Consider the following 24,770-nt stretch of genomic DNA (forward strand, 5'->3'; position numbering starts at 1 on the left):
CTTTATAATCTATTTAAAAAGGATGTGATGGACGCAGGCTGCTAGCAGCCTGCGTCTTCTTACAATGATATTATCAACCTCAACCAGACAATTTCTGTTTCACACAAGTTTGGCGCTCGTTCTGATTATGGTTGTTTTTACTTATCCCTTTTTTACGGTGATGGGTCTTGAGAATGGGAAGACTGGTAAATTTCTAGCCTATGTTCCGATCGATTCTGCCCCAGAAAGCTTTGATATACGTTACACGCATTCTGTTCACCGCACGCCAGTCCTAGAATCCTACTACATTTCAGAAAACGGCACTATTATTCAATATGAACTTTCATATGAAAACTTTGCAGTTGGAATGCCGGCGAATGCAGGTGAAGGAGAGCGATTCATTCAGGATGAAGAGGGCTATAAAATTAAAGACATGAACCGTGAGCTACCGTCGATCGACTTGCGTACAGGTCAGGTTGTGGCTGATCATACACTCCTCGTGCAGAATGAAGAAGTGAAGTTAAGCAAGGTTATTGAACCTGGCTCATGGCTTCATATCGAATCAGGTACAATAAGTTTGTGGAAGTGGATGAAAGGAGTTAATTTGCTTGAGTGACAAAGATAAAGATAAACCAGTAGATCATGAAGAACATGAAGAATTTACAGAAGAACAATCGAAGGACTTAATGGCGAAATTTGATCCTGAAGCGAGTCACCGAACGTTGACTGGCGTGCTGGGATGGATTTCAGTTATTGGACTCGTAGGATTCTCTGTATTCCAACTGTATACAGCAATATTTGGAGTATTTACCGCTCAGCTACAGCGTTCAATCCACTTAGCTTTTGCGCTTGGACTGATCTTCTTACTGTTTCCTGCTTCAAAGAAGCGAGTGAAGGATAAAAAAAGAAGGTTTCAAGTTGCCTGGTATGATGGACTGCTTGCGCTAGTTGGTGTTTATGTCGGTATGTACTGGCCACTAAACTTCGAAGAGCTTGTCTTTCGTGTTGGGCGTTTGACGACACTCGATTTAATCGTAGGTTTCCTAGCCATCGTGCTTGTGCTTGAAGCCACAAGACGTGTCGTTGGATTGCCAATCACGATCATTACATCGATCTTCCTTCTTTATGCTTATCTCGGCCCTTATATGCCTGGGTTCTTACAGCATAGAGGACTTAGCATCGATCGTATTATTCGTTCGATGTATTTTACAACAGAAGGAATACTCGGTACGCCGCTCGGAGTGTCGGCAACCTTTATCTTCCTGTTCCTCCTGTTTGGAGCTTTTCTCGTCAAAACCGGTGTTGGTCAGTATTTCAATGACCTTGCACTGGTGATTGCTGGGAAACGAGTAGGTGGACCAGCGAAAGTTGCGATTTTCTCTAGTGCATTACAGGGAACAATCAGCGGAAGCTCGGTTGCGAACGTTGTTACTTCAGGTTCCTTTACGATTCCGATGATGAAACGTCTCGGTTACAAGAAGGAGTTTGCTGGTGGGGTCGAGGCAGCGGCTTCAACAGGTGGACAACTTATGCCACCGATCATGGGTGCCGCCGCCTTCTTAATGGTAGAATTTATTGGTGGAGGCATCACGTACTGGGAGATTGCAAAGGCTGCAACAATCCCAGCAGCTCTTTATTTCACAGGTATTTGGATCATGACCCACTTTGAAGCAAAACGAATCGGACTACGTGGTCTATCAGAAGATGAAATGCCAAATCGTAAACAGGTACTGATGAAAATCTACCTCTTGCTTCCGATCGCAGCAGTTATCTTCTTCTTGATGTCAGGAACGTCCGTAACGAGAGCAGCGCTCTATGCGATTCTAACATCGATCATCGTAGGTGCGATCAATAAGGAAACAAGAATGGGTATCGGTGATTTCATCGATGCGCTAGCAAATGGTGCACGAACTGCGCTAGGTGTAGCAGCTGCAACTGCAGCTGCAGGTATGATCGTAGGCGTCGTAACGTTAACAGGACTTGGGTTAAAGCTTGCGAACAGTCTCGTGTCATTGTCAGGTGAGAACATCTTGCTCACATTGTTCTTTACAATGATCGCCTCACTCATCCTTGGTATGGGATCACCGACGACGGCGAACTACGTTATCACGTCAACGATCGCAGCGCCAGCACTCATCGTGCTTTCAGTACCTGAGCTGTCAGCTCATATGTTTGTGTTCTACTTTGGTATTGTGGCAGACATTACACCACCAGTAGCGCTTGCGGCCTTCGCAGCAGCAGGTGTGTCTGGGGGTGAACCGCTCCGAACCGGGGTCAATTCAGCCAAACTCGCGATCGCCGCGTTTATCATTCCATACATCTTCGTTCTTTCGCCGGAACTGATGATGATCGATACAACGTGGCAAGAACTTCTTTGGGTACTGTTCACATCACTCACTGGTATGATCAGTATCGGTGCTGGTATGATCGGTTACTGGTACAGAAGAACGTATGCGATCGAACGGGTTGCCGGTGTAGCAGCTGGTATCATGCTGATTTATCCTGAAGGATCAACTGATCTTTACGGACTAGGTCTTTTCATCGCACTACTCGTTCTACAATTTGTTATCAAAAGAGATGACCAAGATAAAAAGCAAGTCGCAAACGCGTAATAAGAAAAGCCGCTCTGATTCGAGCGGCTTTTTTGTATGTAAAAAGTACGATAACGCTGAAAAAATATGATATGATGAAAGCGTCGTCATCAAATGGGAGAAGGATTAGCCTTCTTTTTATGGAAGTGAAACTTGTTAGTTTTTTACTTAAAGGAGGATCACAATGGACTATAGAATTGAACGCGACTCAATCGGAGAAATAAAAGTACCTAGCGACAAAATGTGGGGTGCTCAGACGCAGCGAAGCAAAGAGAACTTCAAAATCGGCAACGAAAAGATGCCGTCTGAAGTTGTAAAAGCATTCGCTATTCTAAAAAAGGGTGCTGCTCTTGCGAACCAACGTCTCGGAAAGCTTGAGGACGAGAAAGCCGAAGCGATCGTACAAGCTGCTAACGAAGTGATCAACGAAGAACATAACGAGCACTTCCCACTAGTTGTTTGGCAAACAGGAAGCGGTACGCAGTCAAATATGAATATGAACGAAGTCATCGCATTTCGTGCGAATGAAATATTGAAAGAAAAGGGTAGTGACGCTACTGTTCACCCGAACGATGATGTGAATAAATCACAATCATCTAACGATACATTCCCTACAGCTCTTCACGTCGCAGCTGTATTGGCAGTAGAAGATCATCTTTATCCGAATTTGATCGAATTAAAAGAAACGCTCTATCAAAAGATGCAGGATTTCGATCACATTATCAAAATCGGTCGTACGCACTTGCAGGATGCAACGCCACTTACGCTTGGACAGGAAATCAGTGGCTGGCATCGCATGCTTGTGAAATGTGAAAACATGCTACTTGAAAGCGTGAAGTACATGAAGGAGCTTGCGATTGGTGGGACGGCAGTTGGTACGGGACTTAACGCTCATCCTGATTTTGGAGACATGGTAGCTGAAGAGATCAGCAAAATGACTGATCGCACGTTCAGCTCTGCTCTGAACAAATTCCATGCCCTTACGAGTCATGATGAAATCGTCCACGTACATGGGACGCTCAAAGCGCTTGCTGCTGATCTAATGAAGATCGCAAACGATGTACGCTGGTTAGCGAGTGGTCCACGTTGCGGTATTGGCGAAGTGACGATCCCAGCAAATGAGCCGGGTAGTTCCATCATGCCAGGTAAAGTAAATCCAACTCAAAGTGAAGCACTTACGATGGTTTCCGCTCAAGTTATGGGTAACGACGCGACGATCGGTTTCTCAGCAAGTCAAGGTAACTTTGAACTTAACGTGTTCAAACCGGTCATCATCTATAACTTCCTTCAATCTGCAAGATTGCTTGCGGACGGTATGAAGTCATTCAACGATAAATGTGCAGTAGGAATCGAACCGAATGAGGAAGTAATCGGTGAATACTTAAAGAATTCATTGATGCTCGTTACGGCACTTAACCCTCACATCGGGTATGAGAATGCCGCGGCAATTGCGAAGAAGGCTCACCAAGAGGGGACGACACTTCGTGAAGCTGCTCTTGAAAGTGGTCATCTTACAGCTGAGCAGTTCGATGATATCGTACGCCCAGAAGAAATGATTTCACCTAAATAAGCACGAAAAAGCGGGATCGCCTATGATCCCGCTTTTTTCTTTCTCTTTCAAAACCAGGAAAGCGCTTACGATTTTGACGGAAGAACAGCCCTGATGCCTTTGTAGATCAACACAAGTGCAAATAGCAGCGCCGCTAAGTATCCAACAACTTCGAATACCGGATTCAGACTCGATAGGAAAGAATCAGCCTCAGATAATCGAAGCATTGCAAAACCAGCAATCATAGCAGCTACGAAAAGCAATGTACGATCCAACATAATCAGCACTCCCTTTGAAAGAAGAATTTTTTATTGCCCTACAAATATATGCAGAGACAGGAGTGGGCAGACCGTAATTGTCCTAAATCTTGAAGAAATTTTTTGTGGAGGGGGTCAGGTAGGGGCCAGACCCGTTCCAGGCCCGTTCCAGGTACGTACCTGGAACTACAAGAAAAAACGAGGTCAGTCACCAGACTGACCCCGCCATTCATTTATTTCCACTGTGCTACCTTATCTGTATCTGTCACAAACATGAAGATCTTCCCTTTGTCCATTTCAGATTCATAACGCTCCGCTTCCTCTTTCGAAAAGCCGATTTCTTTCATCTTGGTACGCAGTTCGTCACCTTTTCTGCTAAATACGTTCTTCAGGGTGCTTAAGCCCATTTCTTTTCTATCGATCGTGTTGGCATCAACGCCGTCAGCTACGCGCTCCGTGCGATCATCGTCGTGAGAGAGGACATAAATATCGTCCTTCGATACACCGATGTTACTTAGCTCTTCAATGTCAGCCTTTAGTTTCTCATCGTTCTGATATTCTCGGACTAATGGTCTACTCATAACAAAATGCCTCCTTAAATATCTGATTTCATAGGTAATATAGACGCTAGAAGGGAAGATTAAACGTATGTTTATTCGTGGATGTGCAGATTCAATGTGTACATGATGTGCATAATCCGTTCGAAAAGGGTATAACAAAGAGGAGACGGTAAAAGGAGGCGAATGACATGAGTAAAGAGCAATTAGGTGTGAAAGATGGAAAGTTAGCTCCTTGTCCAAATAAGCCAAACTGTGTGTCGACACAGAGTACAGATGAGAAAAATAAAATGGAGTCTTATTCATATAGTGGGACAGAAGGAGAAGCGCTTGCAAAGCTAAAAGAAATTTTATCGAACAGAAAACGTACGAAAATCGTGAAGGAAGAGGAAAACTACATAAGAGCTGAAGAAACTTCGAAGCTTCTAAAGTTTGTAGACGATATCGAATTCTATCTCGATGAACAATCAAAAACAGTCCACTTTCGTTCTGCTTCTCGTACTGGTTATTCAGATTTGGGCGTGAATAAGAAAAGGATGGAAGAAATCAGAGAGGCGTTTTTAAACTAAAGAAACAGGTGCCAGGCGGCACCTGTTTCTTTCGTATTTAGTAATCCTTCGCTTCTTCACTTTCTTCTTCTAGCGTATCTTCGTTCTCATCTTCACGTTCGGTCTCTTCTCGTTCAGAGGATAAGAACCATCCTCCTAGTGCGATTGCGACAAGGACGCCCCAGAATGTTATCTTCCAGCCTGGTTCTTTTGGAAAGGATTCTTCAAGAACACCAAGGTTAGGGTGAGCGAGAGTATAAACGGCGAGCTTTATACCGACCCAACCAACGATGAGGAATGCAGCCGTTTCAAGTCCTGGTTTACGGTGAAGCAGTTTTACGAAATAGTTCGCTGCAAAACGCATGATGATCAGACCGATAATTCCACCTGTAAGGATAACGGCAAATTGAGCACCATCGAGTCCACCGACTTTTGGAAAGTTTGTTGCGGGCAGTGTGAGTGCGAGCGCAACTGCAGCCAGAATGGAATCGACTGCAAACGCAATATCTGCTAACTCAACTTTCAATACGGTTGTCCAGAATCCTGAGCCTTCACTGCTTGGCTTTTTCTCTTTTTTGGTTTTTTTCTTATCGTCACTCAACATGAATTTCTTCACGACGTGATTAATACTTAAGAATAAAAGGTAGAGAGCACCAATCGCCTGTACCTGCCAAATATCAACTAAGAAGGAAATGATGAAGAGTGAACCAAAACGGAAAACAAAAGCACCACCAAGACCATAAAATAGCGCTTTTTTGCGTTTTTTTGGTTCAAGATGCTTGACCATAATGGCCATAACAAGAGCGTTATCTGCTGCGAGTATGCCTTCGAGTCCAATCAGGACAAGAAGTACCCATGCGTATTCAAGTAGTAGACCAGCATCCATGATTATCTCTCCTTTAATGCTATATAGTCTTCCCAATTCCTAAGACCTTACTATGGCCATTAGGTTTGTCCATATCTCTCTAACCACATTCCTAAAGGTATGTACGAAGCATGGTAAAAAATACGCTTTGAGGGAATGCTTACATTATCTTTTTAATACCCTCATTTATTTCCAAGAAACCAGACGTTTTGAAATAAACGCAAAATGGGTTATCGTAAAAGACGGAGGTGAAAGCATGCGTTTATCTAATAAAAAAGTAATTAGTCTCGTTCATCATGAATTTGAGGACCTTGAGTTAACGTATCCTTACTACCGCTTGATCGAAGAAGGTGCGACCGTTCATTATGTAGGTGAAAAAGCAGGAGAGAAGTATATCGGAAAGTACGGCGTTCCTGTCGTTTCCGATTATGCGTACGGCGACATCAACCCTAGAGACTACGATGCGATTCTCGTGCCTGGTGGTTGGGCGCCTGATAAGATTCGTCGTTTCCCTGAGGTAATAAATATGGTGAAACATATGGAAGAGAACAAGAAGCCGATTGGCCAGATTTGTCATGCAGGTTGGGTGTTGATCTCAGCACGTATTCTAGAAGGGAAAAAAGTAACGAGTACACCTGGTATTCGTGACGACATGGAGAATGCAGGTGCAACGTGGATCGATGAACCGGTTGTTGTTGATGGTCATCTTGTGTCAGCAAGACGTCCGCCAGACCTACCGCCTTATGGGAAAGCATTCGCAGATCTATTGGCATCACAATAAGAAAAAGCTCACTCGATCGAGTGAGCTTTTTCTTATGAAAGGTTATTCTTCTACAAGATCTAGCTTTCCAGTCTTTGGATCGATCACCAATCCGTGAACGGGCGTGCCTTCTGGTAGAAGAGGATGATTTTTGATGGTAGCGACACTTTGGCGAACGCCATCCTGAACGGTCGAAAAACCTTGGAGCCAATCCTCGATATCGATCCCAGCATGTTCGAGTGTTGAAACGACTTCTTTCGAAACGTTGCTCGCCATTTTTTCACGAAGTTTGGAAGGATCAACTTTCCCCATTCCGCAATCATGATGTCCAATAACGAGAACAGCGTCAGCCTGAAGTTCGTAAACTCCTACAAGGATAGAGCGTACAACAGTGTCAAACGGATCTGTGACGAAAGCCCCTGCGTTTTTAACCATCTTAACATCGCCGTTTTTTAAGTTCATCGCACGTGGAAGCAACTCGACTAAACGAGTATCCATACAAGAGAGGATTACCATGCGTTTTTCAGGAAGACCTGAAGTTATGTATGGTTCATAATCCTTGTTCTCAACAAATTTCTCATTAAATTCTAGAATGTCACTTAATGTTTCCATTAGATAAACTCCTCCTACATTGATAATTTTTTCATTTCCCATTTGTTCTGGTACACTAAAAGCACGAAATCCCTTCTTAACGAAAAAGGAGTATGCATAAATGAAGGATATCCCTATTGAACAGCTAGTTCAACAGATGAATAGCAAAATGAAGCAGCTTACTTATAATGTTGAAGAAAATGATGCCGATGTCAATGGCATTCGAGAAGATTTGATCGCGATTAAAACGTATTGCGATATGTTGCTGCAGGCTTCAGAAGGTGTGAAGCCTAGCCCCAAACATTCTCCAAAGCAACCAGCCTACTCGGCTCCAGTGCAGCCAACGCCGATCTCATCCCCATCAAAGCCAATGGAAGATGATGATGCGAATGAAGATTCGATCTTTGATTTCTGAAAGCGTATGTCCCATGGGACATGCGTTTTTTTATATGCCAAAGGAAGTGGGATAGCGAACGTGCCCCTTCTTTAGCGCGTCTTTCTTTAGTTCTTTTACCATGAACGCATCTCCTGCATCATCAAATGGACCTGTAACATTTTTTTCAGAAGCTGGTACAAAACCAAATCTTGAATAATAACGGTTGTCACCAAGCACCACAACGTGACGATAGCCAAGTGCAGTCGCCCTCATAAGTCCATCTCTTATCATCATGCTGCCAATTCCTTCGTTTTGTAACTCTGGAACGACAGAAACGGGTGCGAGAGCAAGTGATGGAAGTGTCTCGTCGTCAGTCTCGATGGTTATCTTACTAAACATGATGTAACCGACAGGCGTGCTCTGATTATGTAGAGCGATAAGAGATAATTCTGGAATGTAATTCGGTGATTTTCTAATGCGGTGAATCAAAGAAACTTCGTCTTCCCCATCGAAAGCTCTTCTTACGATGTCATCAATTTCCTCATCTTCACTCGCTGCCTCTTCACGTAATTCAATCAAGCGATTTCCTCCTTTCATAGCCAGCTTTCTCGTGCCTAAGCAATATAATTCGTGCAGTGGATGCAGCGCTTAGTGAAAGTTTTCCAACATAAAAAAAGTCTGACGGGACAAATTTATAGTAATCCCAAAGAAAGGAGGGAGACAGAATGCCGGATCTATATCCATATTCTTCGGATGATTCTATAAATAACGGACACGAGAGCTACAATGTGTATGTGAATGATAATTATATCGGCAATAAAATTTTGGTCTCTCAGCAAGAAAACATTCAAGATGTAAGCGACTATTTAAATAACAAAGGCTTCTATAATTTCCAGGCGGAGGTTGAAGGCGATCACTATCGTCTCCAAATGGCAGAGCTAGATCAAGGTGAGCTTGTGATCGATGAGCTTCACAGTTACCTTGGCGCTAACGAACAATCCTTTCCCATATCCTAAAGATTCGTTCCTGATCGATGGCGAGCTCCTGAGCTTCTTCAACACTAATTTCCTTGAAACGAATCGTACCGCCTGGTGGCATTTGAGCAATCAGTGGAAGGTCTGGGCCGATCACGGTGCCGATACGAGTGTAACCTCCTGTTGTTTGACGATCAGCAAGGAGAATGATCGGCTCCCCGTTTGCTGGCAACTGGATGCCGCCAAGAGGAACAGCATCAGATATAATATCGCCTTCATGATCTGTTTTGATTCCGTCGCTCACTAAACGGTATCCCATTCGATTCGATTGAGGGGACACCTCGTGAGGAGTCGTAAAGAATTGCTCTAACACGTCAGAGCTAAGCTTGTGATCGTGAGGTCCTTTTATAACGCGAACTTCAACCTCGCGCCCATATGCAGGAATCTCGGTATGGAAGAGCCCGATTCCTGTTATTTGATTTTGAGGATTACCATTTAGCTCATCTCCAGCTTCTAACTTCCGTCCAAGACCTGCAGGTTCATAAACCGACTTGCTCCCCATGTATTCTTCTGCTTCAAAGCCACCATTTACGGTTAAATACGCACGGACCCCAACGTTAGGTCGACCAAATTCAAGAACTTGTCCTTTTCTTATTGTCTGAGACTTCCACATATGAATACGTTCACCGTTGATCATTGGAGATAAATCTGCACCTGTAATCGCAATAACACAGTCGACTTCTGCCACGAGCTCTGGCCCCTGCATCGTTATTTCTAGTCCTACAGTATTCCTTTGATTACCAACAAGGATGTTCCCTACCTGAAGTGCAAAGCGGTCGAGTGCACCTGAAGCAGGAACTCCGTACTTTAAATAGCCTGTTCTTCCAAGATCTTGAAATGTTGTATATACGCCTGGTTTTTCTACTGAAAATAACTTCAACGGTTTCCGATCCTTTCCATCGTGATATTTTCTGCTTTAAATCTTTTTCTTAATGATTGAATAAAGGCGAGCGCTGAAGGCTCATCGCCGTGAACACATACTGTATCTGCTTCGATCGCGATTTCTGATCCATCCACCGCTGTCACAGTGCCGTGTTTAATCATCGAGATCACTTGATCGATCGCGGCATTCTCATCCGTTATTATCGCATGTTTTTCCGTTCGTGGAGTAAGGGTTCCATCAGGCTGATATGTACGGTCAGCAAACACTTCAGAAGCATACCGAACGCCAGCGAGTTTCGCAGCTTGAATAAGCTCAGAATTCGCAAGGCCGAACAAAATCAACTCTGAATCAAAGTCCTTCACAGCTTGCGCGATTGCGTTTGCAAGCTCCGCGTCCTTCGATGCCATGTTATAAAGCGCGCCATGAGGCTTAACGTGCTGTAGCTCAACTTCGTGAGCACTGCAAAACGCATGCAGTGCACCGATCTGATAAAGCACAAGCGTATAAGCTTCTTCAGGTGAGATGATCATTTTTCTTCTCCCAAATCCAGTTAGGTCAGGAAAACCAGGATGAGCACCAATGCCTACGTGATGCTCTTTTGCCCATTTGACTGTCCTGTTCATGATGCGTGGGTCACCTGCATGAAAACCACACGCTACGTTTGCTGATGAAACAAGCTCAAGTACTTTTTCGTCCTGTCCAATTGAATACGCACCAAAGCTTTCACCAAGATCACAGTTAAGATCGATTATTGTTGTCACATCGATACCTCCTCACGTTGCACCTCATATGAACCTTTTTCAACTTCCTCTAAAATATGCTCAAATTCTTCCTCCGTAACCGATCGAAAACGAAGATAATCTCCTTGATTTAGTAAAAATGATTCATCTTTTTCGGGCTGAAACAGTTGGAGTGGCGTACGACCGATAATGTTCCATCCCCCAGGAGATTCAAGAGGGTAAACGCCAGTCTGCGCTTCAGCGATTCCAACCGATCCAGCAGGAACCTTCTGCCTTGGATTATCAAGACGAGGTGCCGCGATTCGTTCATCCAGACCGCTGAGATATGGAAAACCAGGTAAAAAGCCAATCATGTTTACGAGATAGTCTTCGTTTGTATGTATCTTTATGATGTCCTCATGCTGCATCCTTTTTTGTTTTGCAAGATCTTCAAGGTCTGGTCCGTATTCACCCCCATATAGCGTTGGAATGGTCACAATCATTTTCTTATGTGATTCCTCTATCGCAACAGCTGTGATATCTTCTAGTATTTCAGTAAGCTCAGCATACGTGTGCGTCCACGGTTCGTAGTAAACAGTAACGGAATCGTAAGCAGGCACCCATTCTGTAATCCCGTCTATGTTTATGGATGCAAGCTCACGGCAAAAAGCCTGAATCCGACTCGTAAGAGAGGGTGATACTTCTTCATTGTAGGAAAGCTTTACTGCAGCTTCCCCGAGCGGGTGGAAGGTGATGTTCATAGAAATCGACTCCTTTCATAATTACAGGAACAGTTCTAGTATTCCGAGTGAATGAAGCGCAAGAACGAGTGTGACAAGTAGGACGATCCCACCTAGAATATTGGATAGTGTGCGATTAACGTATTCGCCAAGTAGCTCTTTGTTGTTCATAACATATAGCAAGAAAATCGAGATGATCGGAAGCATCAAGCCGTTTGCATACTGTGCAAACAAAATGACCGTAGTAGGGCTCATGCCGAGAGCTGATCCGACGATTCCGATTAAAATAACGGCCCCCCAGATCACACGGAACTTTGTTGCCTTCATGTCCATCGACCATCCGAACACACCACTGATCGCGTAAGCCGCTGCAAGCGGGGCAGAGATAGATGATGTGATCCCAGCTGATAATAATCCGATCGCAAAAAAGATTTTCGCCCATGAACCAAGGAGAGGTTCTAACTGAATGGCCATCTCAGAAGCATCCGTAATGTTTGTACCGAGTGGAAAGGCAACGGCCGCTGATACGACGATCGCAAGTGAGATCAATCCTCCTACGATAATCGAGAAAACAGTATCGAATCGACTTTCTTTTAACCCCTCTTTTCCTCGCCAGTGTTCCTGGACAGTAGAAGAATGAAGAAAGATATTATACGGTACGACCGTAGTTCCAATTAAAGCGATCGCAAATAACGTACCACCACTAGGAAACGTTGGGACAAATGCGCCTTTAAGCATTGCGCCAAGATCAGGCTTAATCACGATTGCAGTAGCTACAAAGCAAACGCTCATGACGAGGACGAGAACAACAAAAACTTTTTCAATCGCTTTGTAGTTTCCTGAGTATAGAAGCAGTGCTGCTGTAATTCCGATGACTGGACCCCAAATGTTTACGGATATGCCTGTCATCGTAGCAAGTCCAAGCGCACCGCCGAGAATGTTACCTGTTTCGTATGCGGCCGTTCCAACCCCAATCGCGGCAAGGACAAGAATGATACTGAGCCCTTTCATAACCGGATTGCTGAACTGTTTTCTCATTGCTTCACCAAGCTGCATTCTAGCAGTGATACCAAGACGTGCTGACATTTCATGTAGCGTAATCGTCGCAAGTATCGAAAAGACGAGTGCCCACATCAACGCAAATCCAAATCCAGCCCCTGCCTGCGTCGCGGTCGTGACGGTTCCAGGTCCGATGAAAGCAGCGGCAACGATAGCCCCAGGTCCTACGCTTTTAAGTTTCTTTAGAAACGTGTTTTGATCGCTCATAAGCTCCTCCTTTAAGTGTATCGAATTTTAAAATTTTCAACAAATTCAACCTGTTAAAAGACGACAAAAGACTTATAATGAGGATAGACTTTTACAGATAAAGGAGTTTTTTCTATGAAAATCCTCACGACCCGCTTCGGTGAACTAGAAGTGAATGAAGAGAGCCTCATCACATTTACGAACGGAATCCCCGGACTTGAACAATACACGACATATTGTCTATTACCCGCTGATGAAGAGAATGAGTCGCCGTTTTTCTTTTTGCAATCAACGGAGGAAAGCAGTTTGTGCTTTATACTAGCTGATTCATTTTCCTTCTACCCGGACTATGAAATACATCTGGAAGAAAACTTACTGAAAGAGTTATCAATCGAAGAGCCAAGGGACGCGATGGTACTTTCCGTTCTCACCGTTCAAGGATCATTACAAGATGCAACGATGAATTTAAAAGCCCCAATCATCCTTAATCTTTCGAGCGGAAAAGGGAAGCAAATCGTACTCAGTAAGGATTTTCAAATTAAAGCGCCATTGGTGAGTGCGGTAGAGGGAGGCAGATAAGATGCTTGTACTCGGACGGAAAAAAGATCAGTCGATCATCATTAATGATGAGATCGAATTAAAGGTCATCAGTATTGAAGGCGATACGGTAAAGCTTGGGGTGGAGGCTCCGAAAAACATCAGCATACATAGAAAAGAAGTGTACGTAGAGATTCAAGAGGAGAATAAGCTAGCATCCTCACAAGAAATCAGTCTAAACGAATTAAAAGGTTTCCAATTGAACCGCTAGGCAAAGAACCGCTATTAAGCACATAGCGGTTCTTTTTAATTTATTTTTCAAAAAACTATAAACAACTGAAATTTCCAGCCGATAATGAAAATATCAGGAAGTCCAAACGGATGTGGACTTTCTAGAAAACACATTACACGGAGGTAATTTAGAATGAGAATTAACCATAATATTAGTGCTATGAACACGTACAGACAGATGGGTGTTAACCAAGGGGCAGCAAGTAATGCCATGGAAAAGCTATCTTCTGGACTAAGAATTAACAAAGCAGCAGATGATGCAGCTGGTTTAGCAATCTCTGAAAAAATGCGTGGTCAAATTCGTGGATTGGACCAAGCTAGCCGAAACGCTCAGGATGGAATTTCACTTATCCAAACTGCTGAAGGTGCATTAGGTGAAACACAATCTATTTTGCAACGTATGCGTGAGTTGGCAGTACAATCTTCAAACGGTACTTCTACAGACTCTGATAGAAAGCAGATTCAAGAAGAAATCAACCAACTATCTCAAGAAATTTCTAGAATTGGTGAAACGACACAATTTAATACACAGAATTTACTAAAAGGTGATTTTTCAAGCAAGCTTCAAATCGGTGCTAATGAAAATCAAAACTTAAGTATTTCAGTTGGAGATATGAGAGGCACTGCTTTAGGTGTTGCAGATGATATTTCTTTAACTGCATCTGGCACGTACACTGGAAGTGATGGTACGGTGGCTAATAGTATTGTAAATGGTAATTACACGGTTAATGAAAATGGTGGAAATTACGAATTAGTGAATGGTGCAGGGAGCGTAGTGGCAACAAGTACTGATGGGCTTACCTATGTTGGAGATGGTGAAAATAGTGGTGGTGCAGCTGGTGACGAAACGCTTGTTTTTGATGAAGCTGTTACTTCAGGAGAAGTCGTAGTAGACACTGGTGGGACCTCAACTGGCACAGCTAAAATTACAAATAATGGTCTAGAAGCAGGAAATTACACAGTGAAAAATAATGATTTATTAGATAGTAATGGACAAGTCGTAGCAACTCATGATGGTTCTACAGGCTACTTGAATACTGATGGGACGAATGTACTTGCGACAAATGCAGCATTAACTTCTGACGTCAGTGTAAAAGGGATAGATATTTCCACTCAAGACGCAGCGGGTAAAGCTATAACTACTATAAATAATGCAATCGATACAGTATCTACAGAGCGCTCAAAGTTAGGTGCTAATCAAAACCGCCTTGAACACACTATCAACAACCTAAACGCTTCTTCTGAAAACCTAACAGCGGCTGAATCACGCATCCGAGACGTAGACATGGCAAAAGAAATGATGCAAATGACGAAAGAAAACATCAAGTCTCAGGCAGCTCAAGCGATGCTTGCACAGGCTAACCAGAATCCACAGCAAGTACTTCAACTTCTTCGTTAATTTAGCTTAACGAAAGGTCTTAGATCTCTCATCTAAGGCCTTTTTCTTTGAAGGGAGTGACTTATTATGGATATTGCTGCGCTTTCAATGGTGTTGAATCAAGCAAAGGTTCAGCAGCAGGTTAGTGTGTCCTTAACAAAAACCGCTATGAACCAAGCTCAGGAGAATTCTAACAGCCTCGTGAAGATGATGGAGCAAGCCGCACAACCGCATCTTGGTGGCTCAATCGATATTAAGAAATAAATCTCATTAGAGGTCGGGTTTTACGTAACTCTTATTGAAGGGGATCGGACCATGGAAATAAAGACAATTTCAAATCAACTACCTGGTATAGGGAAGCAAGTTCAACAGCCCGTTGAAGGTAAAGAAGTAAAGGAATTAAAAGAAGAGAAGAAGGAACAGAAAGATAAGGTTCACACAAAAGAACAGGTCGTTCAACAGATCGATCAGCTGAATGATTTTATCATGCCAGTGAAAACGAACCTTAAATTTCAGCTGCACGATAAGTTGAATGAGTTCTATGTTCAGATTGTAGATAGCACGAGTGATGAAGTGATCAGAGAGATTCCGTCGAAGGATTTTCTCGATCGGTATGCAGCAACTGCTGAACTACTTGGTTTTATGGTGGATCAAAAAATATAGAGTCTTTGAGAACCTTCTACAATGAGGGTTCTCTTTTTATAGTACTATTTACATCTTAAAAAGTAGTGGATCTTTGCCGATAGTAAGTGTATGAGTGATGAACGGAGGAGATGTTCATGAGGATTTCCGGGATGGCATCGGGAATGGATATCGATCAGATGGTGAAAGATCTGATGAGAGCGGAACGGATACCGCTCGATAAATTATCACAACAAAAACAAACGGTTGAATGGCAAAAAGACTCGTATCGTGAATTGAATACGATGATGTCTGATATGAGAGGCGCGGCTTCTAAGTTAAGACTCCAGTCAACCTTTAACGCATATAAAGCAGGTTCATCGAACGATAATGCCGTTACTGCAGAAGCTACCCCTAATGCGGCGCCTGGATCTTATTCTGTTGTCGTGAACGGGCTTGCTGAGAGCGCCAAGTTAACATCAGCTCAAGGGATCAAGACTGAAGCGGGGGCTGCTGCAAAAGGAACTGATAAAGTCCTTCACACAGGTGATACAGAAACAACGTTTACCCTTACGAACGGAAAAGGACAGGAAGCAACCATTACGATAGCCTCTGCAGACACATTTAAGAGTCTAGCCACGAAGATCGCTGAGGCAACAGACGATACAACCGGTGAAACGCTTGGTATGAGAGCGAATTTCGATGATACGACATCACGGTTTTTCCTCTCGACAAAAGCGATGGGTGCAGATGAATCGATTACCCTTTCAAATTTCAGTGATGCCACTGTCGAGAACAGACTCTTTGGAGGAGCGACTACTGCGAGTGGTGCGTACGGTTCGGTCACATTCGATGGCATTACGGTCAATGATCTAAAAAAGAACGAAACGACGATTAATAATATCAAGCTTAGCCTTGCAGAGAAGGGAACATCGACGGTTTCGATTCAAAGTAACCCTGATGCCCCTTTTGAAAGCATTAAGTCCTTCGTTGAAAAATATAACGATCTTGTTGAGAAAACACAGGGGCTACTTACTGAAAAGCGCCACAGAGATTTTCCTCCTTTAACTGATGCGCAGCGAGAGGACCTTTCTGATAAAGAAATCGAGCTCTGGGAAGAGAAAGCGAAGAGTGGATTACTTCAAAGCGATGCAACGGTGAGAGGCATCGCGAGCGATCTTCGAAGTGCTTGGATGAATCCTGTGAGCGGTATACCAGCTGGGGAGCTCTCAATGCTTTCAGAAATCGGCATCAATACTGGCTCTTATCGTGACGGCGGAAAGCTTTTTATCGATGACGCGAAACTGAAAAATGCCATCTCACAAAAGCCAGAAGAAGTGATGAACCTTTTTACAAAAGGGGACGCAGGAATTGGAGACCGCATCTACGAGAAGGTGAATGAAGGAATTGATCGTCTTGGAAAAAAGGCAGGCACACCTGGCGTGCTTGTGGACACTAGTTTTCTATCGAAACGGTTGGATAACATTAACGAACAGATGGATCGCTGGGAAGATAAGCTCGGCTCTATCGAAGATCGGTATTGGAAGCAATTTACCGCGCTAGAAACCGCGATGGATCGCATGAATCAACAAAGCTTGTGGGTACAACAAAACTTACTTGGTGGGATGTAAACATGAAAAGAATTGATGCCTTGAATCAAATGCATGTCGTGACGAATCAAATCGTAAAGTCGCTCGATGAGCTAAAGCCTTCTATGGATGAGAACGGCCCTGAAGATCTTGATGGAATCAACAATATGATTACACGTCGTGAAGAAACGATTCAACTTCTAGATAAGGCGATGAAGCAAGAAGGAACTGTATGGTCAGAGGAAGAGCAGGTAATGCTTCAGCAGTTGAATAAGCTTGAAGGAAAAATCCAACCGCGACTATCTGATCTTTATGCAGCGTTTTCTGAGCAGATGAGACGCTTGCAGCAAGGAAAGACGGCAGCTTCTAAATACAATACCGGACAAGCTTACACAGACGGCGCATTTTTCGATAAGAGAAAATAGGAGGAACGTTCGATGGCTATGCAAAATCCTTATCAAACCTATCAGCAAAATTCAGTCACTACTTCATCTCCACAGGAACTAACACTAATGCTGTATAACGGCTGTCTCAAGTTTATTCGTATGGCAGCGATCGCGATGAAAAAAGGAAATGTTGAAGGCAAGCATACAAACATTATGAAAGCACAAAACATTCTAGAAGAGCTACGTGCAACGTTAAATATGGATATGGAGCTTTCAAAATCGATGGATTCCCTTTATGAGTTCATGATTGGTCAGCTTGTATCTGCGAATATCAACAATAGTATCGAGACCCTACAAGGAGTAGAAGAGTTAGCTGAAGAATTTCGGAATACTTGGAAAGAAGCTATGGAACAGAAATAAGCGCTAAACAAAGAGGGTGAAAGCATTGGAAAAAACATCTCTGTTCGGATTATTGCTCGGATTTTTCGTCCTCGTTGGCGGATTGATTTTGAAGGGAGCCAATCCAGCTGCTCTACTTAATCCAGCTGCCCTCGTTATCATTTTTGTTGGGACAGCTGCAGCGCTGTTGATCGGTTTTCCATTTTATGAGATTAAGAAATTTCCGGTTTTATTAAAAATCATTTTTACAAACCAAAAGTTAGTATCACCAAAAGAAATCATTCCAATGTTTCGTGAATGGGCGACGGTCGCTCGTCGGGATGGTTTGTTGTCACTAGAAGATAAACTTGAAAACCTTGAAGATGACTTTCTGAAAAGAGGCTTTCAGATGGTCATAGATGGTCATTCAAGGGAAATAATCGAAGAGATATTAATTGAAGATATTGAAGCGATGAAGGAACGTCATCGTGCAGGAGCGGGAATCTTCACACAAGCAGGGACATATGCACCTACGCTAGGTGTACTTGGCGCGGTTGTAGGACTTGTTGCAGCGCTTAGTCACCTCGGTGATATGGAGTTGTTAGGTAAATCGATCGCAGCCGCATTCATTGCAACCCTATTTGGTATTTTTACAGGGTATGTCCTTTGGCACCCATTCGCTAATAAGCTGAAAAGAAAGTCTAACGCAGAAGCGAAGATTAAGATGATTATGCTTGAAGGGTTACTAGCCGTACAGTCAGGGGCAACACCTACGATGGTCGAAGATAAACTACTCGTCTATCTTCCTGAGAAAGAGCGAAATCTTGATGAAGTTAAGAAATCAGGTGACGTCAAAGTCGGAGAAGGAGTAGGAGCCGATGCGTAAGAAAAGGCATGAAGAGCATGAAGAACACGTCGATGAAAGCTGGCTTATTCCTTATGCCGATATGCTAACGTTGCTTCTTGCTCTTTTCATCGTTTTATTTGCAGCGAGCACGGTCGATGCAAAGAAATACGAAGCGATCACTAGGTCTTTTGAAGAAGTGTTGAACGGTGGTACTGGCGTGCTTGAAAGTGAGCCTTCTGTCATGCAGCCTGAGGATGGCTCGTTCGTTGGATTATCAGAAGAAGAGCAAGACAACAACAGTGAAGAAGAATCAGAGAATCTCGATGGTAATGACGCTGAGGAAGAAAAAGAAGAAGAAGATTTAGAGGAAGACCTTAATAATTTGCAAGAATTAAAGGAACGAATCGATCAATACATCTCAAAGCAGAGTCTTGATTCGTACTTGAAAACGGATTTAACGGAAGAAGGCTTATTGATCACGATCAAGGAAGCTGCTCTTTTTAATAGCGGGAAAGCCAACTTAACGAGTGATGCAAAAGGACTAGCTAGTGAAATTTCGAGTTTCCTCGTAACAGATCCTGCGAGAAACATTACTGTAACAGGACATACAGATAACAACCCGATTAAGACTTCTCAGTATCCGTCAAACTGGCACCTTAGCTCAGATCGAGCGCTGAACTTCATGACGGAGCTTTTAAAGAATAGTAAGCTAGATCCAAAGCTTTTTAGTTTCACAGGTTATGGAGAGTACCGTCCGGTCGCCTCGAATGATAGTGAAAAAGGCAGAACAAAGAATAGACGCGTTGAAGTGTTGATTCTGCCTTATGATGTTGAAAATTAACGTTAGAGGTGTATAGATGAAACGTATACTATTGATTATTTTAGCAACCCTTGGTGTGGTTGGAGGGGGAGCCTTTGCAGCAGTGTTTTTCTTAGATATCGATCTTGGAAAAGTACTCGCTCAGGAGGAGAAAGAGCCGACTGCAGAAGAACTTGCAGCAAGAAGTTATAGCATGGAGCCGATTACGACGAACCTTCTGTCTGATCATTATGCTGTCGTTCAGCTGAATTTACTCGCAGACGGGGAAAAAAGCTACCATGAACTTGAAGTCCGTAACCCCGAACTAAAGTCGATCGTTATATCGACCTTAGCAAATTTATCTAGAAGCGATTTAAAGGGTGCAGAAGGTCTCAAAACGTTTGAGGAGAGCATTAGAAAACAAATCAATGACGTACTTCAAGATGGGGACATAGAGAGAGTATTAGTCATAGATTTCAAAATTCAGTAAAAATTTATAAAGAATTTTCCGATATTAACGGTAAGATGCTCAAAATAGGGTACGAATAATAGAATAAGGAGTAGTATTACTATTATCGGAGAGGGGTGAACGGATTGAACGTTAATAAACCGTCAGCACCGCCATTTGTTAACCCTTACAAAAAGCACAATCCTGTTACGAAAGTCGAGCAAGCAAAAAAAGCTCCTCGTGAAGATGAGCTGCAAATCTCAAGCAAAGCGAGAGAACTATACACTATGAAGGCAGAAGAGAAGCGGGAAGCCAAGATAAATTCAATTCAGAAGCAAATTGATGAAGGAACGTATAGAATCGACAGTAAGAAAACAGCCGAAAAACTGTTTGATCAGTTGTTTTAACAGGAGGAAGCAAGATGGGGCAACAATTACTGGCTACAATGAGCAACATGATAACTCTGCATGAGAAACTAATGTCGCTCGGAGAGTTAAAGAAAGAGGCGCTCATCGAGCGAGATGTGAACAGCTTGTCAGAGATGATGAAGAATGAAAGAGAACTCCTACAAGCTCTAAGCGTTGAGGAAGAAAAGCGGCAGGAGCTTGTGGAGAGGCTTGGTGGATCAGGTCAAACGCTTAAAGAGGTGCTCACAAAGCTTAGCCCTGCTGTAAGAAGAATGATCGAAAGCCGAGCAATTACCTTAAAGGAGAAAGCGGAAGCCTTGCGTACACTAAATGAACAGAATGATGTTCTATTGAAAGATGCGATGGCTTTCGTACATCATATGATCGGACATCTGACAGCTTCACCAGAACAATCTCTTACATACACAAGGCCAAACCAAAAACCAGCCTCATCGACACCGAGAGGGTACTTCGACACAAAAGCATAGGCTTTAGAAAGGAACGTGACAGTATGACGTCTACATTTCATGGGTTAGAAATCGGAAGGAGAAGTTTGTATACGCAGCAAACGGCACTATCGACTACAGGTCACAATATCGCGAATGCAAACACTCCGGGTTATTCCAGACAGCGTGTGAATATGGAGGCGACGTCATCCGTCACGAATCCTTATCAAACCGGTGGCTCATCGTCTGAACTTGGAACTGGAGTTAGCGTTGAATCCATCGAGCGAATTCGTTCAGAGTATCTAGATACACAGTATCGTGGTCGAAACGCTACGCTAGGTTCTGAGTCTATGAAGCTAGAAACGCTACAGCAGATCGAGATGATGTCAGCAGAACCTGGCGAGAACGGACTGAATGCGTCACTAAACAAACTCTGGTCTGCTTTCGAAGATCTCTCGGCTAACCCAGATAGCCTTGCAGCACGTTCTGTCGTCGTTTCACGAGCAGAAGAAGTATTGGATAAAGGGAAGGCGTTTAATAAAGACCTTAAGAATCTATCAGAAAGCCTACAATCACAAACTGATGCAGTACTGAAAGATATCGAGTCTCTTTCGAAGCAGATCGATGAATTAAACAAGGAAGTCGTTCGTACGAAGGGCTCCAATGATATTAAGGACAAACGCGACATGCTGATCGATGAACTTTCTAGTCTCGTAGACGTAGAAGTGAAAGAGAAGAGTAACGGTGAACTAGAGGTCAAATACGATATTGCAGATGCAAAGGCAGGTAAGCTCAAGGGTCTCAGAGATTCAGCAGAGCTTACAGAAAATGTTCAAGAAAATCTTAACGCTGTATTTGAAAAACTAGCTCCTGAGATCAATAAACTTGCCGAATCTGGTTACTCTCTCGTGAAAGTAGACGGCGCGATGCAAACAGGAAAACCTCTTTTTGATGTAACGGAGGGTGAGGAAAGCTACCTCGAGCGCATCAGTGTTAACGAAGAGGTCAAGTCGAACCCCGCTAATCTAGCAGCTTCTTCTACACAAGGCACAGTAAGTAACGGTGACCTCGCTGCAAAGATCAGTGGCTTGAAAAACACATCACTATCCTTCGATCTAGCTGGATCAAATGACAAAGTAGATGCGACGACAAACGATTTCTACAGCATGCTCATCTCAGATATCGGTTCAAAAGCACAGTCTGCAGAACGTACTGTTGCGAACAATGATACCGTGCTTCAGTCGATTGAATCAAACCGTCTTTCAATCAGCGGTGTATCGCTCGATGAAGAGATGGCGAACCTCGTTCAGTTTCAGCACGCGTATAATGCGGCTGCACGGTATGTAAGTACAACAGACGAAATCTTAGATGTCATCATCAACCGAATGGGCGTCTAACGGGAAAAGGAGTAAGATGATGAGAATCACACAACAAATGTTAACTCAAAATGTTACGAATCAGATGAATCGAAACTTGACCCGCTTAGAACGAGCGAATGAAGAAGTATCAACAGGGAAGCGTATCAACAAGCCTTCTGACGATCCGATGGGAACTGAAAAATCGTTGAAGCTCTCCTCTGAGCTTGAGAATAACGTACAGTTCGAGCGAAATGCTGACTACGCACAATCCTGGTTAGAAGTAACCGAACAGTCACTTAGCAGTGTTTCTAATCTTCTTCAACGAGCGAATGAGGTTGGACTTCAAGGAGCAAACGGAATTAATTCTCCTGATGAGTTGAATAATCTTGGAAAAGAAATCGATCAGCTTCGTGATGAACTTGAGAATCTAGCAAATACAAAACTCGACGGTAAATATATATTTAATGGCCAGAAAACAGACCAGCCGATTGAAATTAGCCAAAACGGCGACATAATGTATGATGACCAGCCTCTCAAACAGCGGTTATCACCTTTCAGTTCAATGACGATCAATGTTCACGCTGGTGATGTGTTTGGTGGAGAAAACAACTTGTTTAAGTCACTCGATGATTTATCTCGAGCACTTAAAAGTGGAGATAAAAGTGGTCTTAGTGATGTGATCGGTAGAATCGAAAAAGGGTCTGATCAAGTGCTTAACAAGTGGACATCTCTTGGAGCGAAACAATCGAGGGTGGAGAGCTTGTCACAGAGACTGAAAGAAGAAAACGTGTCGCTACAAAAGCTCGTCTCAAAAAATGAAGATGTAGATATCGCTGAAGCGATTATGAAGCTGAAGTCTGAAGAAAGTGTGTATCAAGCTTCACTTGCATCGAGCGCAAAGATTATACAGCCTTCTTTAATGGATTTTCTTAGATAAAAAACACTCATCCAACGTGGATGAGTGTTTTTTTGCTATCGTTTAATCGTATTCGCAAGGCCCATCATTTCATCAGCCATCTTCATCGCTCTACTTTGGAACTGGAGAAGGCGCTGCGTTGTGAGCATTTCTGTCGTTTCATTTGCAAGATCAACGTTGGACATTTCAAGGAATCCTTGTTTCACCTTATAACCAGAATCTACGGTTTCACCTTCGCCTTCACGTAATCGGAATTCATTTCCGCCTTCGTTAAGTAGGGACTGAGGACGGTCGATTCTAGCTACGCTCAACTCGAAAGTTGCTTCGTTATCACCACTAACTCTGATTTCACCAGAATCAGAGATCACAATCTTGGAAGGTTCACTATCAAAAGAAATTACTTCACCATTTTTATCGAGGACATTGCTACCGTTACTAGTTACAAGGTTGACTCTGCCATTCTCGGTATTTTGAAGTTGAAATGCACCGTCTCTCGTGTAATGGGTAGTGTCACCGTTTAGCACGCGAAAATACACATTTTCTCCCTCAAGCATCACATCGAGGTTTCGCCCCGTTTCATTTGCTGCGCCTTGGTCAGTTCGGAGGTTTGTCATCGCGACTTTTGCACCGAAACCAACTCGTAAGTTATCGGGAGTTAGTCTACCTGGTTCTTGTGTTTCACCAGTATTATTCTGATATTGCTGGGTTAATAGGTTCTGAAAGCTTGCTTCACGTCGTTTATATCCAGCTGTGTTTACGTTTGCGATATTATTTGCGATCGAATCCATTTTCTTTTGCGTCTGGCTCAATGATGAAGATGCAATATTCATCTGGATGTTCATTCAAAACCCTCCTAATACACTCTACCAATGTCATTAACAGATTTGTCGATACTTTGATCGTAGGTTTGGAGAACGCGTTGGTTCGCTTCGTACATTCTGTAAGTGTTGAGCATATCTGTCATCGTAGTCGTTAAATCTACATTCGAACCTTCAAGAAATCCTTGCTCAACAGTATACTGAGTAAACTCCGTAGTACGGATGTCACGCGGAGCATTATTATCATCACCAGCCCATTCGAAAACACCGTTTCCACGCTGAGTTAAGCCCTCAGGATTCCCCGTATACCCAATCCAAATGTCTTGCTCATTTCCGTTCGCTTCGGTTAGCTTTCCGTCCTTAACCGAAAATTCCTCACTCGAAAGTTGAATGGGTTCGAGATTCGTGTTCAACACACGATAGCCTTCACTAGTAGTTAGGAACCCTTCGTCGCTTAGTGTGAAATTGCCGTTTCTCGTATATCGGATACCGTCATCATCTGTCCGAACACCAAAAAGTGCAATGCCTTTTTGTCCTGTCTCTTCATCTGTCGGGAGACTCTCATCAAGAAGAGCAAGATCTGTGGTATTGCCAGTTTCCTTTAACGTGCCGCTAGAAAAAAGCGGAATGCCTTCTTGAGTATAGACACCGTGAGAAAGTTCTCCGACTTTCTTGTCACTTTGTGGTGATGTCGTATTTCGTTCTTTTAATAAGTATTCAGGAAATGAACGAATGACAGCTTGATCTTGTTTAAAGCCAGGAGTCTGTGCATTTGATAAATTATTTGTGAGGTATTGCTGCTTTCGTTCACTCGCCATCATTCCCGAGGTTGCAGTGTACATTCCTCTAAACATATT

General features: G+C 43.2%; 33 protein-coding genes. 22 read left to right on the forward strand and 11 right to left on the reverse strand.

The features are described 5' to 3' along the window. Nucleotides 1-64 precede the first annotated feature (64 nt). From LCM09_RS16360 to fumC, 3 genes are all read left to right on the forward strand, one after another. Nucleotides 65-595 carry a DUF1850 domain-containing protein gene (locus LCM09_RS16360; RefSeq protein WP_224884121.1) on the forward strand — a complete coding sequence of 177 codons (531 nt, stop codon included), beginning with the start codon at nt 65-67 and terminating at the stop codon, nt 593-595. A gap of 70 nt (nt 596-665) precedes the next feature. Next, nucleotides 666-2,591: a TRAP transporter permease gene (locus LCM09_RS16365; RefSeq protein WP_224884408.1), complete on the forward strand. Its 1,926-nt coding sequence runs from the start codon at nt 666-668 to the stop codon at nt 2,589-2,591. A gap of 163 nt (nt 2,592-2,754) precedes the next feature. Further along, a complete protein-coding gene (fumC, locus tag LCM09_RS16370; RefSeq protein ID WP_224884123.1) occupies nt 2,755-4,140 on the forward strand; it encodes a class II fumarate hydratase in 1,386 nt (461 codons plus the stop codon). A gap of 65 nt (nt 4,141-4,205) precedes the next feature. Here the strand turns inward: fumC and LCM09_RS16375 are convergent, their stop codons facing one another. Both LCM09_RS16375 and LCM09_RS16380 read right to left on the reverse strand, forming a co-directional pair. Next, a complete protein-coding gene (locus tag LCM09_RS16375) occupies nt 4,206-4,397 on the reverse strand; it encodes a hypothetical protein (RefSeq protein WP_224884125.1) in 192 nt (63 codons plus the stop codon). A gap of 212 nt (nt 4,398-4,609) precedes the next feature. Then, a complete protein-coding gene (locus tag LCM09_RS16380) occupies nt 4,610-4,957 on the reverse strand; it encodes a YflT domain-containing protein (RefSeq protein ID WP_224884127.1) in 348 nt (115 codons plus the stop codon). Nucleotides 4,958-5,124: 167 nt separating this feature from the next. Between LCM09_RS16380 and LCM09_RS16385 the strand changes: the two genes are divergently transcribed. Next, on the forward strand, nt 5,125-5,502 hold the full coding sequence (locus LCM09_RS16385; RefSeq protein ID WP_224884129.1) for a DUF1499 domain-containing protein: 378 nt from the start codon (nt 5,125-5,127) through the stop codon (nt 5,500-5,502). A gap of 37 nt (nt 5,503-5,539) precedes the next feature. Here the strand turns inward: LCM09_RS16385 and LCM09_RS16390 are convergent, their stop codons facing one another. Next, a complete protein-coding gene (locus LCM09_RS16390; protein WP_224884131.1) occupies nt 5,540-6,367 on the reverse strand; it encodes a TerC family protein in 828 nt (275 codons plus the stop codon). A gap of 235 nt (nt 6,368-6,602) precedes the next feature. On the opposite strand from LCM09_RS16390, the gene LCM09_RS16395 reads away from it, so the two are divergent. Next, nucleotides 6,603-7,127: a type 1 glutamine amidotransferase domain-containing protein gene (locus LCM09_RS16395; RefSeq protein ID WP_224884133.1), complete on the forward strand. Its 525-nt coding sequence runs from the start codon at nt 6,603-6,605 to the stop codon at nt 7,125-7,127. Nucleotides 7,128-7,169: 42 nt separating this feature from the next. Here LCM09_RS16395 and LCM09_RS16400 read toward each other — a convergent pair whose 3' ends face one another. After that, nucleotides 7,170-7,718 carry a beta-class carbonic anhydrase gene (locus tag LCM09_RS16400; RefSeq protein ID WP_224884135.1) on the reverse strand — a complete coding sequence of 183 codons (549 nt, stop codon included), beginning with the start codon at nt 7,716-7,718 and terminating at the stop codon, nt 7,170-7,172. Between the two features lie 100 nt (nt 7,719-7,818). Between LCM09_RS16400 and LCM09_RS16405 the strand changes: the two genes are divergently transcribed. After that, nucleotides 7,819-8,112 carry a YwdI family protein gene (locus LCM09_RS16405; protein WP_224884137.1) on the forward strand — a complete coding sequence of 98 codons (294 nt, stop codon included), beginning with the start codon at nt 7,819-7,821 and terminating at the stop codon, nt 8,110-8,112. Nucleotides 8,113-8,142: 30 nt separating this feature from the next. Here the strand turns inward: LCM09_RS16405 and LCM09_RS16410 are convergent, their stop codons facing one another. Further along, a complete protein-coding gene (locus tag LCM09_RS16410; protein ID WP_224884139.1) occupies nt 8,143-8,652 on the reverse strand; it encodes a GNAT family N-acetyltransferase in 510 nt (169 codons plus the stop codon). A gap of 146 nt (nt 8,653-8,798) precedes the next feature. Between LCM09_RS16410 and LCM09_RS16415 the strand changes: the two genes are divergently transcribed. Beyond that, nucleotides 8,799-9,089, forward strand: coding sequence for a hypothetical protein (locus tag LCM09_RS16415; RefSeq protein WP_224884141.1), 291 nt, complete (start codon nt 8,799-8,801; stop codon nt 9,087-9,089). On the opposite strand, the gene LCM09_RS16420 is transcribed toward LCM09_RS16415, so the two are convergent. Genes LCM09_RS16420 through LCM09_RS16435 form a run of 4 tightly spaced genes read right to left on the reverse strand, consistent with a single transcriptional unit; the run spans nt 9,061 to nt 12,715 of the window. Next, a complete protein-coding gene (locus tag LCM09_RS16420) occupies nt 9,061-9,987 on the reverse strand; it encodes a 5-oxoprolinase subunit C family protein (RefSeq protein ID WP_224884142.1) in 927 nt (308 codons plus the stop codon). The two genes, LCM09_RS16415 and LCM09_RS16420, sit on opposite strands and share 29 nt — an antisense overlap. Further along, nucleotides 9,984-10,751 carry a LamB/YcsF family protein gene (locus LCM09_RS16425; RefSeq protein WP_224884144.1) on the reverse strand — a complete coding sequence of 256 codons (768 nt, stop codon included), beginning with the start codon at nt 10,749-10,751 and terminating at the stop codon, nt 9,984-9,986. The genes LCM09_RS16420 and LCM09_RS16425 overlap by 4 nt, the downstream gene beginning before the upstream one ends. Then, nucleotides 10,748-11,470: a 5-oxoprolinase subunit PxpB gene (gene pxpB / locus LCM09_RS16430; protein WP_224884146.1), complete on the reverse strand. Its 723-nt coding sequence runs from the start codon at nt 11,468-11,470 to the stop codon at nt 10,748-10,750. The genes LCM09_RS16425 and pxpB overlap by 4 nt, the downstream gene beginning before the upstream one ends. Before the next feature lie 21 nt (nt 11,471-11,491). Continuing rightward, nucleotides 11,492-12,715: an Nramp family divalent metal transporter gene (locus LCM09_RS16435; RefSeq protein WP_224884148.1), complete on the reverse strand. Its 1,224-nt coding sequence runs from the start codon at nt 12,713-12,715 to the stop codon at nt 11,492-11,494. Between the two features lie 114 nt (nt 12,716-12,829). Here LCM09_RS16435 and fliW point away from each other — a divergent pair, with 114 nt between their 5' ends. The 15 genes from fliW (at nt 12,830) to flgL (ending at nt 23,116) form a co-directional block, all read left to right on the forward strand. Next, nucleotides 12,830-13,273, forward strand: a complete 444-nt coding sequence (fliW, locus tag LCM09_RS16440; protein WP_224884150.1) for a flagellar assembly protein FliW — start codon at nt 12,830-12,832, stop codon at nt 13,271-13,273. A 1-nt stretch (nt 13,274) separates the two neighbouring features. Further along, a complete protein-coding gene (gene csrA, locus LCM09_RS16445) occupies nt 13,275-13,502 on the forward strand; it encodes a carbon storage regulator CsrA (RefSeq protein WP_224884151.1) in 228 nt (75 codons plus the stop codon). A gap of 153 nt (nt 13,503-13,655) precedes the next feature. Further along, on the forward strand, nt 13,656-14,921 hold the full coding sequence (locus tag LCM09_RS16450; protein WP_224884153.1) for a flagellin N-terminal helical domain-containing protein: 1,266 nt from the start codon (nt 13,656-13,658) through the stop codon (nt 14,919-14,921). Nucleotides 14,922-14,987: 66 nt separating this feature from the next. After that, nucleotides 14,988-15,164: a YjfB family protein gene (locus LCM09_RS16455; RefSeq protein WP_224884155.1), complete on the forward strand. Its 177-nt coding sequence runs from the start codon at nt 14,988-14,990 to the stop codon at nt 15,162-15,164. Nucleotides 15,165-15,215: 51 nt separating this feature from the next. Further along, nucleotides 15,216-15,563, forward strand: coding sequence for a flagellar protein FlaG (gene flaG / locus LCM09_RS16460; protein ID WP_224884157.1), 348 nt, complete (start codon nt 15,216-15,218; stop codon nt 15,561-15,563). A 116-nt stretch (nt 15,564-15,679) separates the two neighbouring features. Beyond that, nucleotides 15,680-17,152: a flagellar filament capping protein FliD gene (fliD, locus tag LCM09_RS16465; protein ID WP_224884159.1), complete on the forward strand. Its 1,473-nt coding sequence runs from the start codon at nt 15,680-15,682 to the stop codon at nt 17,150-17,152. 2 nt (nt 17,153-17,154) lie between these two features. Further along, nucleotides 17,155-17,535: a flagellar protein FliT gene (fliT, locus tag LCM09_RS16470; protein ID WP_224884161.1), complete on the forward strand. Its 381-nt coding sequence runs from the start codon at nt 17,155-17,157 to the stop codon at nt 17,533-17,535. Between the two features lie 12 nt (nt 17,536-17,547). Beyond that, nucleotides 17,548-17,916 (forward strand): flagellar export chaperone FliS, encoded by a 369-nt coding sequence (fliS, locus tag LCM09_RS16475; protein WP_224884163.1) that lies wholly within the window; start codon nt 17,548-17,550, stop codon nt 17,914-17,916. 25 nt (nt 17,917-17,941) lie between these two features. Further along, a complete protein-coding gene (motA, locus tag LCM09_RS16480) occupies nt 17,942-18,760 on the forward strand; it encodes a flagellar motor stator protein MotA (RefSeq protein WP_224884165.1) in 819 nt (272 codons plus the stop codon). Beyond that, a complete protein-coding gene (gene motB / locus LCM09_RS16485) occupies nt 18,753-19,562 on the forward strand; it encodes a flagellar motor protein MotB (RefSeq protein WP_224884167.1) in 810 nt (269 codons plus the stop codon). Before motA ends, motB begins: the two co-directional genes overlap by 8 nt. A gap of 16 nt (nt 19,563-19,578) precedes the next feature. After that, nucleotides 19,579-20,010, forward strand: a complete 432-nt coding sequence (locus LCM09_RS16490; RefSeq protein WP_224884169.1) for a flagellar basal body-associated FliL family protein — start codon at nt 19,579-19,581, stop codon at nt 20,008-20,010. Between the two features lie 104 nt (nt 20,011-20,114). Next, nucleotides 20,115-20,375, forward strand: a complete 261-nt coding sequence (gene flgM, locus LCM09_RS16495) for a flagellar biosynthesis anti-sigma factor FlgM (RefSeq protein ID WP_224884172.1) — start codon at nt 20,115-20,117, stop codon at nt 20,373-20,375. A 14-nt stretch (nt 20,376-20,389) separates the two neighbouring features. Further along, nucleotides 20,390-20,863, forward strand: coding sequence for a flagellar protein FlgN (locus LCM09_RS16500; RefSeq protein ID WP_224884174.1), 474 nt, complete (start codon nt 20,390-20,392; stop codon nt 20,861-20,863). A 23-nt stretch (nt 20,864-20,886) separates the two neighbouring features. Further along, nucleotides 20,887-22,218, forward strand: coding sequence for a flagellar hook-associated protein FlgK (gene flgK, locus LCM09_RS16505; RefSeq protein ID WP_224884176.1), 1,332 nt, complete (start codon nt 20,887-20,889; stop codon nt 22,216-22,218). A 16-nt stretch (nt 22,219-22,234) separates the two neighbouring features. Beyond that, nucleotides 22,235-23,116: a flagellar hook-associated protein FlgL gene (flgL, locus tag LCM09_RS16510; protein WP_224884178.1), complete on the forward strand. Its 882-nt coding sequence runs from the start codon at nt 22,235-22,237 to the stop codon at nt 23,114-23,116. A 35-nt stretch (nt 23,117-23,151) separates the two neighbouring features. On the opposite strand, the gene LCM09_RS16515 is transcribed toward flgL, so the two are convergent. Further along, nucleotides 23,152-23,937: a flagellar hook-basal body protein gene (locus tag LCM09_RS16515; protein ID WP_224884180.1), complete on the reverse strand. Its 786-nt coding sequence runs from the start codon at nt 23,935-23,937 to the stop codon at nt 23,152-23,154. Between the two features lie 11 nt (nt 23,938-23,948). Beyond that, nucleotides 23,949-24,767, reverse strand: coding sequence for a flagellar hook-basal body protein (locus tag LCM09_RS16520; RefSeq protein WP_224884182.1), 819 nt, complete (start codon nt 24,765-24,767; stop codon nt 23,949-23,951). Nucleotides 24,768-24,770: the final 3 nt, after the last annotated feature.

Origin of the sequence: Guptibacillus algicola (assembly GCF_020171805.1) — a bacterium.
Classification (GTDB): domain Bacteria; phylum Bacillota; class Bacilli; order Bacillales; family Guptibacillaceae; genus Guptibacillus; species Guptibacillus algicola.

What these genes read in the sequence shown, in the direction of transcription:
- fliS (WP_224884163.1), top strand. Translation starts at nt 17,548, where the DNA reads ATGGCTATGCAAAATCCTTATCAAACCTATCAGCAAAATTCAGTCACT.
- pxpB (WP_224884146.1), bottom strand. Translation starts at nt 11,470, where the DNA reads ATGAACATCACCTTCCACCCGCTCGGGGAAGCTGCAGTAAAGCTTTCC.
- fliD (WP_224884159.1), top strand. Translation starts at nt 15,680, where the DNA reads ATGAGGATTTCCGGGATGGCATCGGGAATGGATATCGATCAGATGGTG.
- LCM09_RS16515 (WP_224884180.1), bottom strand. Translation starts at nt 23,937, where the DNA reads ATGAACATCCAGATGAATATTGCATCTTCATCATTGAGCCAGACGCAA.
- LCM09_RS16375 (WP_224884125.1), bottom strand. Translation starts at nt 4,397, where the DNA reads ATGTTGGATCGTACATTGCTTTTCGTAGCTGCTATGATTGCTGGTTTT.
- csrA (WP_224884151.1), top strand. Translation starts at nt 13,275, where the DNA reads ATGCTTGTACTCGGACGGAAAAAAGATCAGTCGATCATCATTAATGAT.
- fliW (WP_224884150.1), top strand. Translation starts at nt 12,830, where the DNA reads ATGAAAATCCTCACGACCCGCTTCGGTGAACTAGAAGTGAATGAAGAG.
- LCM09_RS16360 (WP_224884121.1), top strand. Translation starts at nt 65, where the DNA reads ATGATATTATCAACCTCAACCAGACAATTTCTGTTTCACACAAGTTTG.
- fumC (WP_224884123.1), top strand. Translation starts at nt 2,755, where the DNA reads ATGGACTATAGAATTGAACGCGACTCAATCGGAGAAATAAAAGTACCT.
- LCM09_RS16520 (WP_224884182.1), bottom strand. Translation starts at nt 24,767, where the DNA reads ATGTTTAGAGGAATGTACACTGCAACCTCGGGAATGATGGCGAGTGAA.
- LCM09_RS16365 (WP_224884408.1), top strand. Translation starts at nt 666, where the DNA reads ATGGCGAAATTTGATCCTGAAGCGAGTCACCGAACGTTGACTGGCGTG.
- LCM09_RS16380 (WP_224884127.1), bottom strand. Translation starts at nt 4,957, where the DNA reads ATGAGTAGACCATTAGTCCGAGAATATCAGAACGATGAGAAACTAAAG.
- LCM09_RS16450 (WP_224884153.1), top strand. Translation starts at nt 13,656, where the DNA reads ATGAGAATTAACCATAATATTAGTGCTATGAACACGTACAGACAGATG.
- LCM09_RS16385 (WP_224884129.1), top strand. Translation starts at nt 5,125, where the DNA reads ATGAGTAAAGAGCAATTAGGTGTGAAAGATGGAAAGTTAGCTCCTTGT.
- LCM09_RS16435 (WP_224884148.1), bottom strand. Translation starts at nt 12,715, where the DNA reads ATGAGCGATCAAAACACGTTTCTAAAGAAACTTAAAAGCGTAGGACCT.
- LCM09_RS16415 (WP_224884141.1), top strand. Translation starts at nt 8,799, where the DNA reads ATGCCGGATCTATATCCATATTCTTCGGATGATTCTATAAATAACGGA.
- fliT (WP_224884161.1), top strand. Translation starts at nt 17,155, where the DNA reads ATGAAAAGAATTGATGCCTTGAATCAAATGCATGTCGTGACGAATCAA.
- flgL (WP_224884178.1), top strand. Translation starts at nt 22,235, where the DNA reads ATGATGAGAATCACACAACAAATGTTAACTCAAAATGTTACGAATCAG.
- LCM09_RS16390 (WP_224884131.1), bottom strand. Translation starts at nt 6,367, where the DNA reads ATGGATGCTGGTCTACTACTTGAATACGCATGGGTACTTCTTGTCCTG.
- LCM09_RS16500 (WP_224884174.1), top strand. Translation starts at nt 20,390, where the DNA reads ATGGGGCAACAATTACTGGCTACAATGAGCAACATGATAACTCTGCAT.
- LCM09_RS16395 (WP_224884133.1), top strand. Translation starts at nt 6,603, where the DNA reads ATGCGTTTATCTAATAAAAAAGTAATTAGTCTCGTTCATCATGAATTT.
- LCM09_RS16405 (WP_224884137.1), top strand. Translation starts at nt 7,819, where the DNA reads ATGAAGGATATCCCTATTGAACAGCTAGTTCAACAGATGAATAGCAAA.
- LCM09_RS16455 (WP_224884155.1), top strand. Translation starts at nt 14,988, where the DNA reads ATGGATATTGCTGCGCTTTCAATGGTGTTGAATCAAGCAAAGGTTCAG.
- motB (WP_224884167.1), top strand. Translation starts at nt 18,753, where the DNA reads ATGCGTAAGAAAAGGCATGAAGAGCATGAAGAACACGTCGATGAAAGC.
- LCM09_RS16400 (WP_224884135.1), bottom strand. Translation starts at nt 7,718, where the DNA reads ATGGAAACATTAAGTGACATTCTAGAATTTAATGAGAAATTTGTTGAG.
- flaG (WP_224884157.1), top strand. Translation starts at nt 15,216, where the DNA reads ATGGAAATAAAGACAATTTCAAATCAACTACCTGGTATAGGGAAGCAA.
- flgK (WP_224884176.1), top strand. Translation starts at nt 20,887, where the DNA reads ATGACGTCTACATTTCATGGGTTAGAAATCGGAAGGAGAAGTTTGTAT.
- LCM09_RS16490 (WP_224884169.1), top strand. Translation starts at nt 19,579, where the DNA reads ATGAAACGTATACTATTGATTATTTTAGCAACCCTTGGTGTGGTTGGA.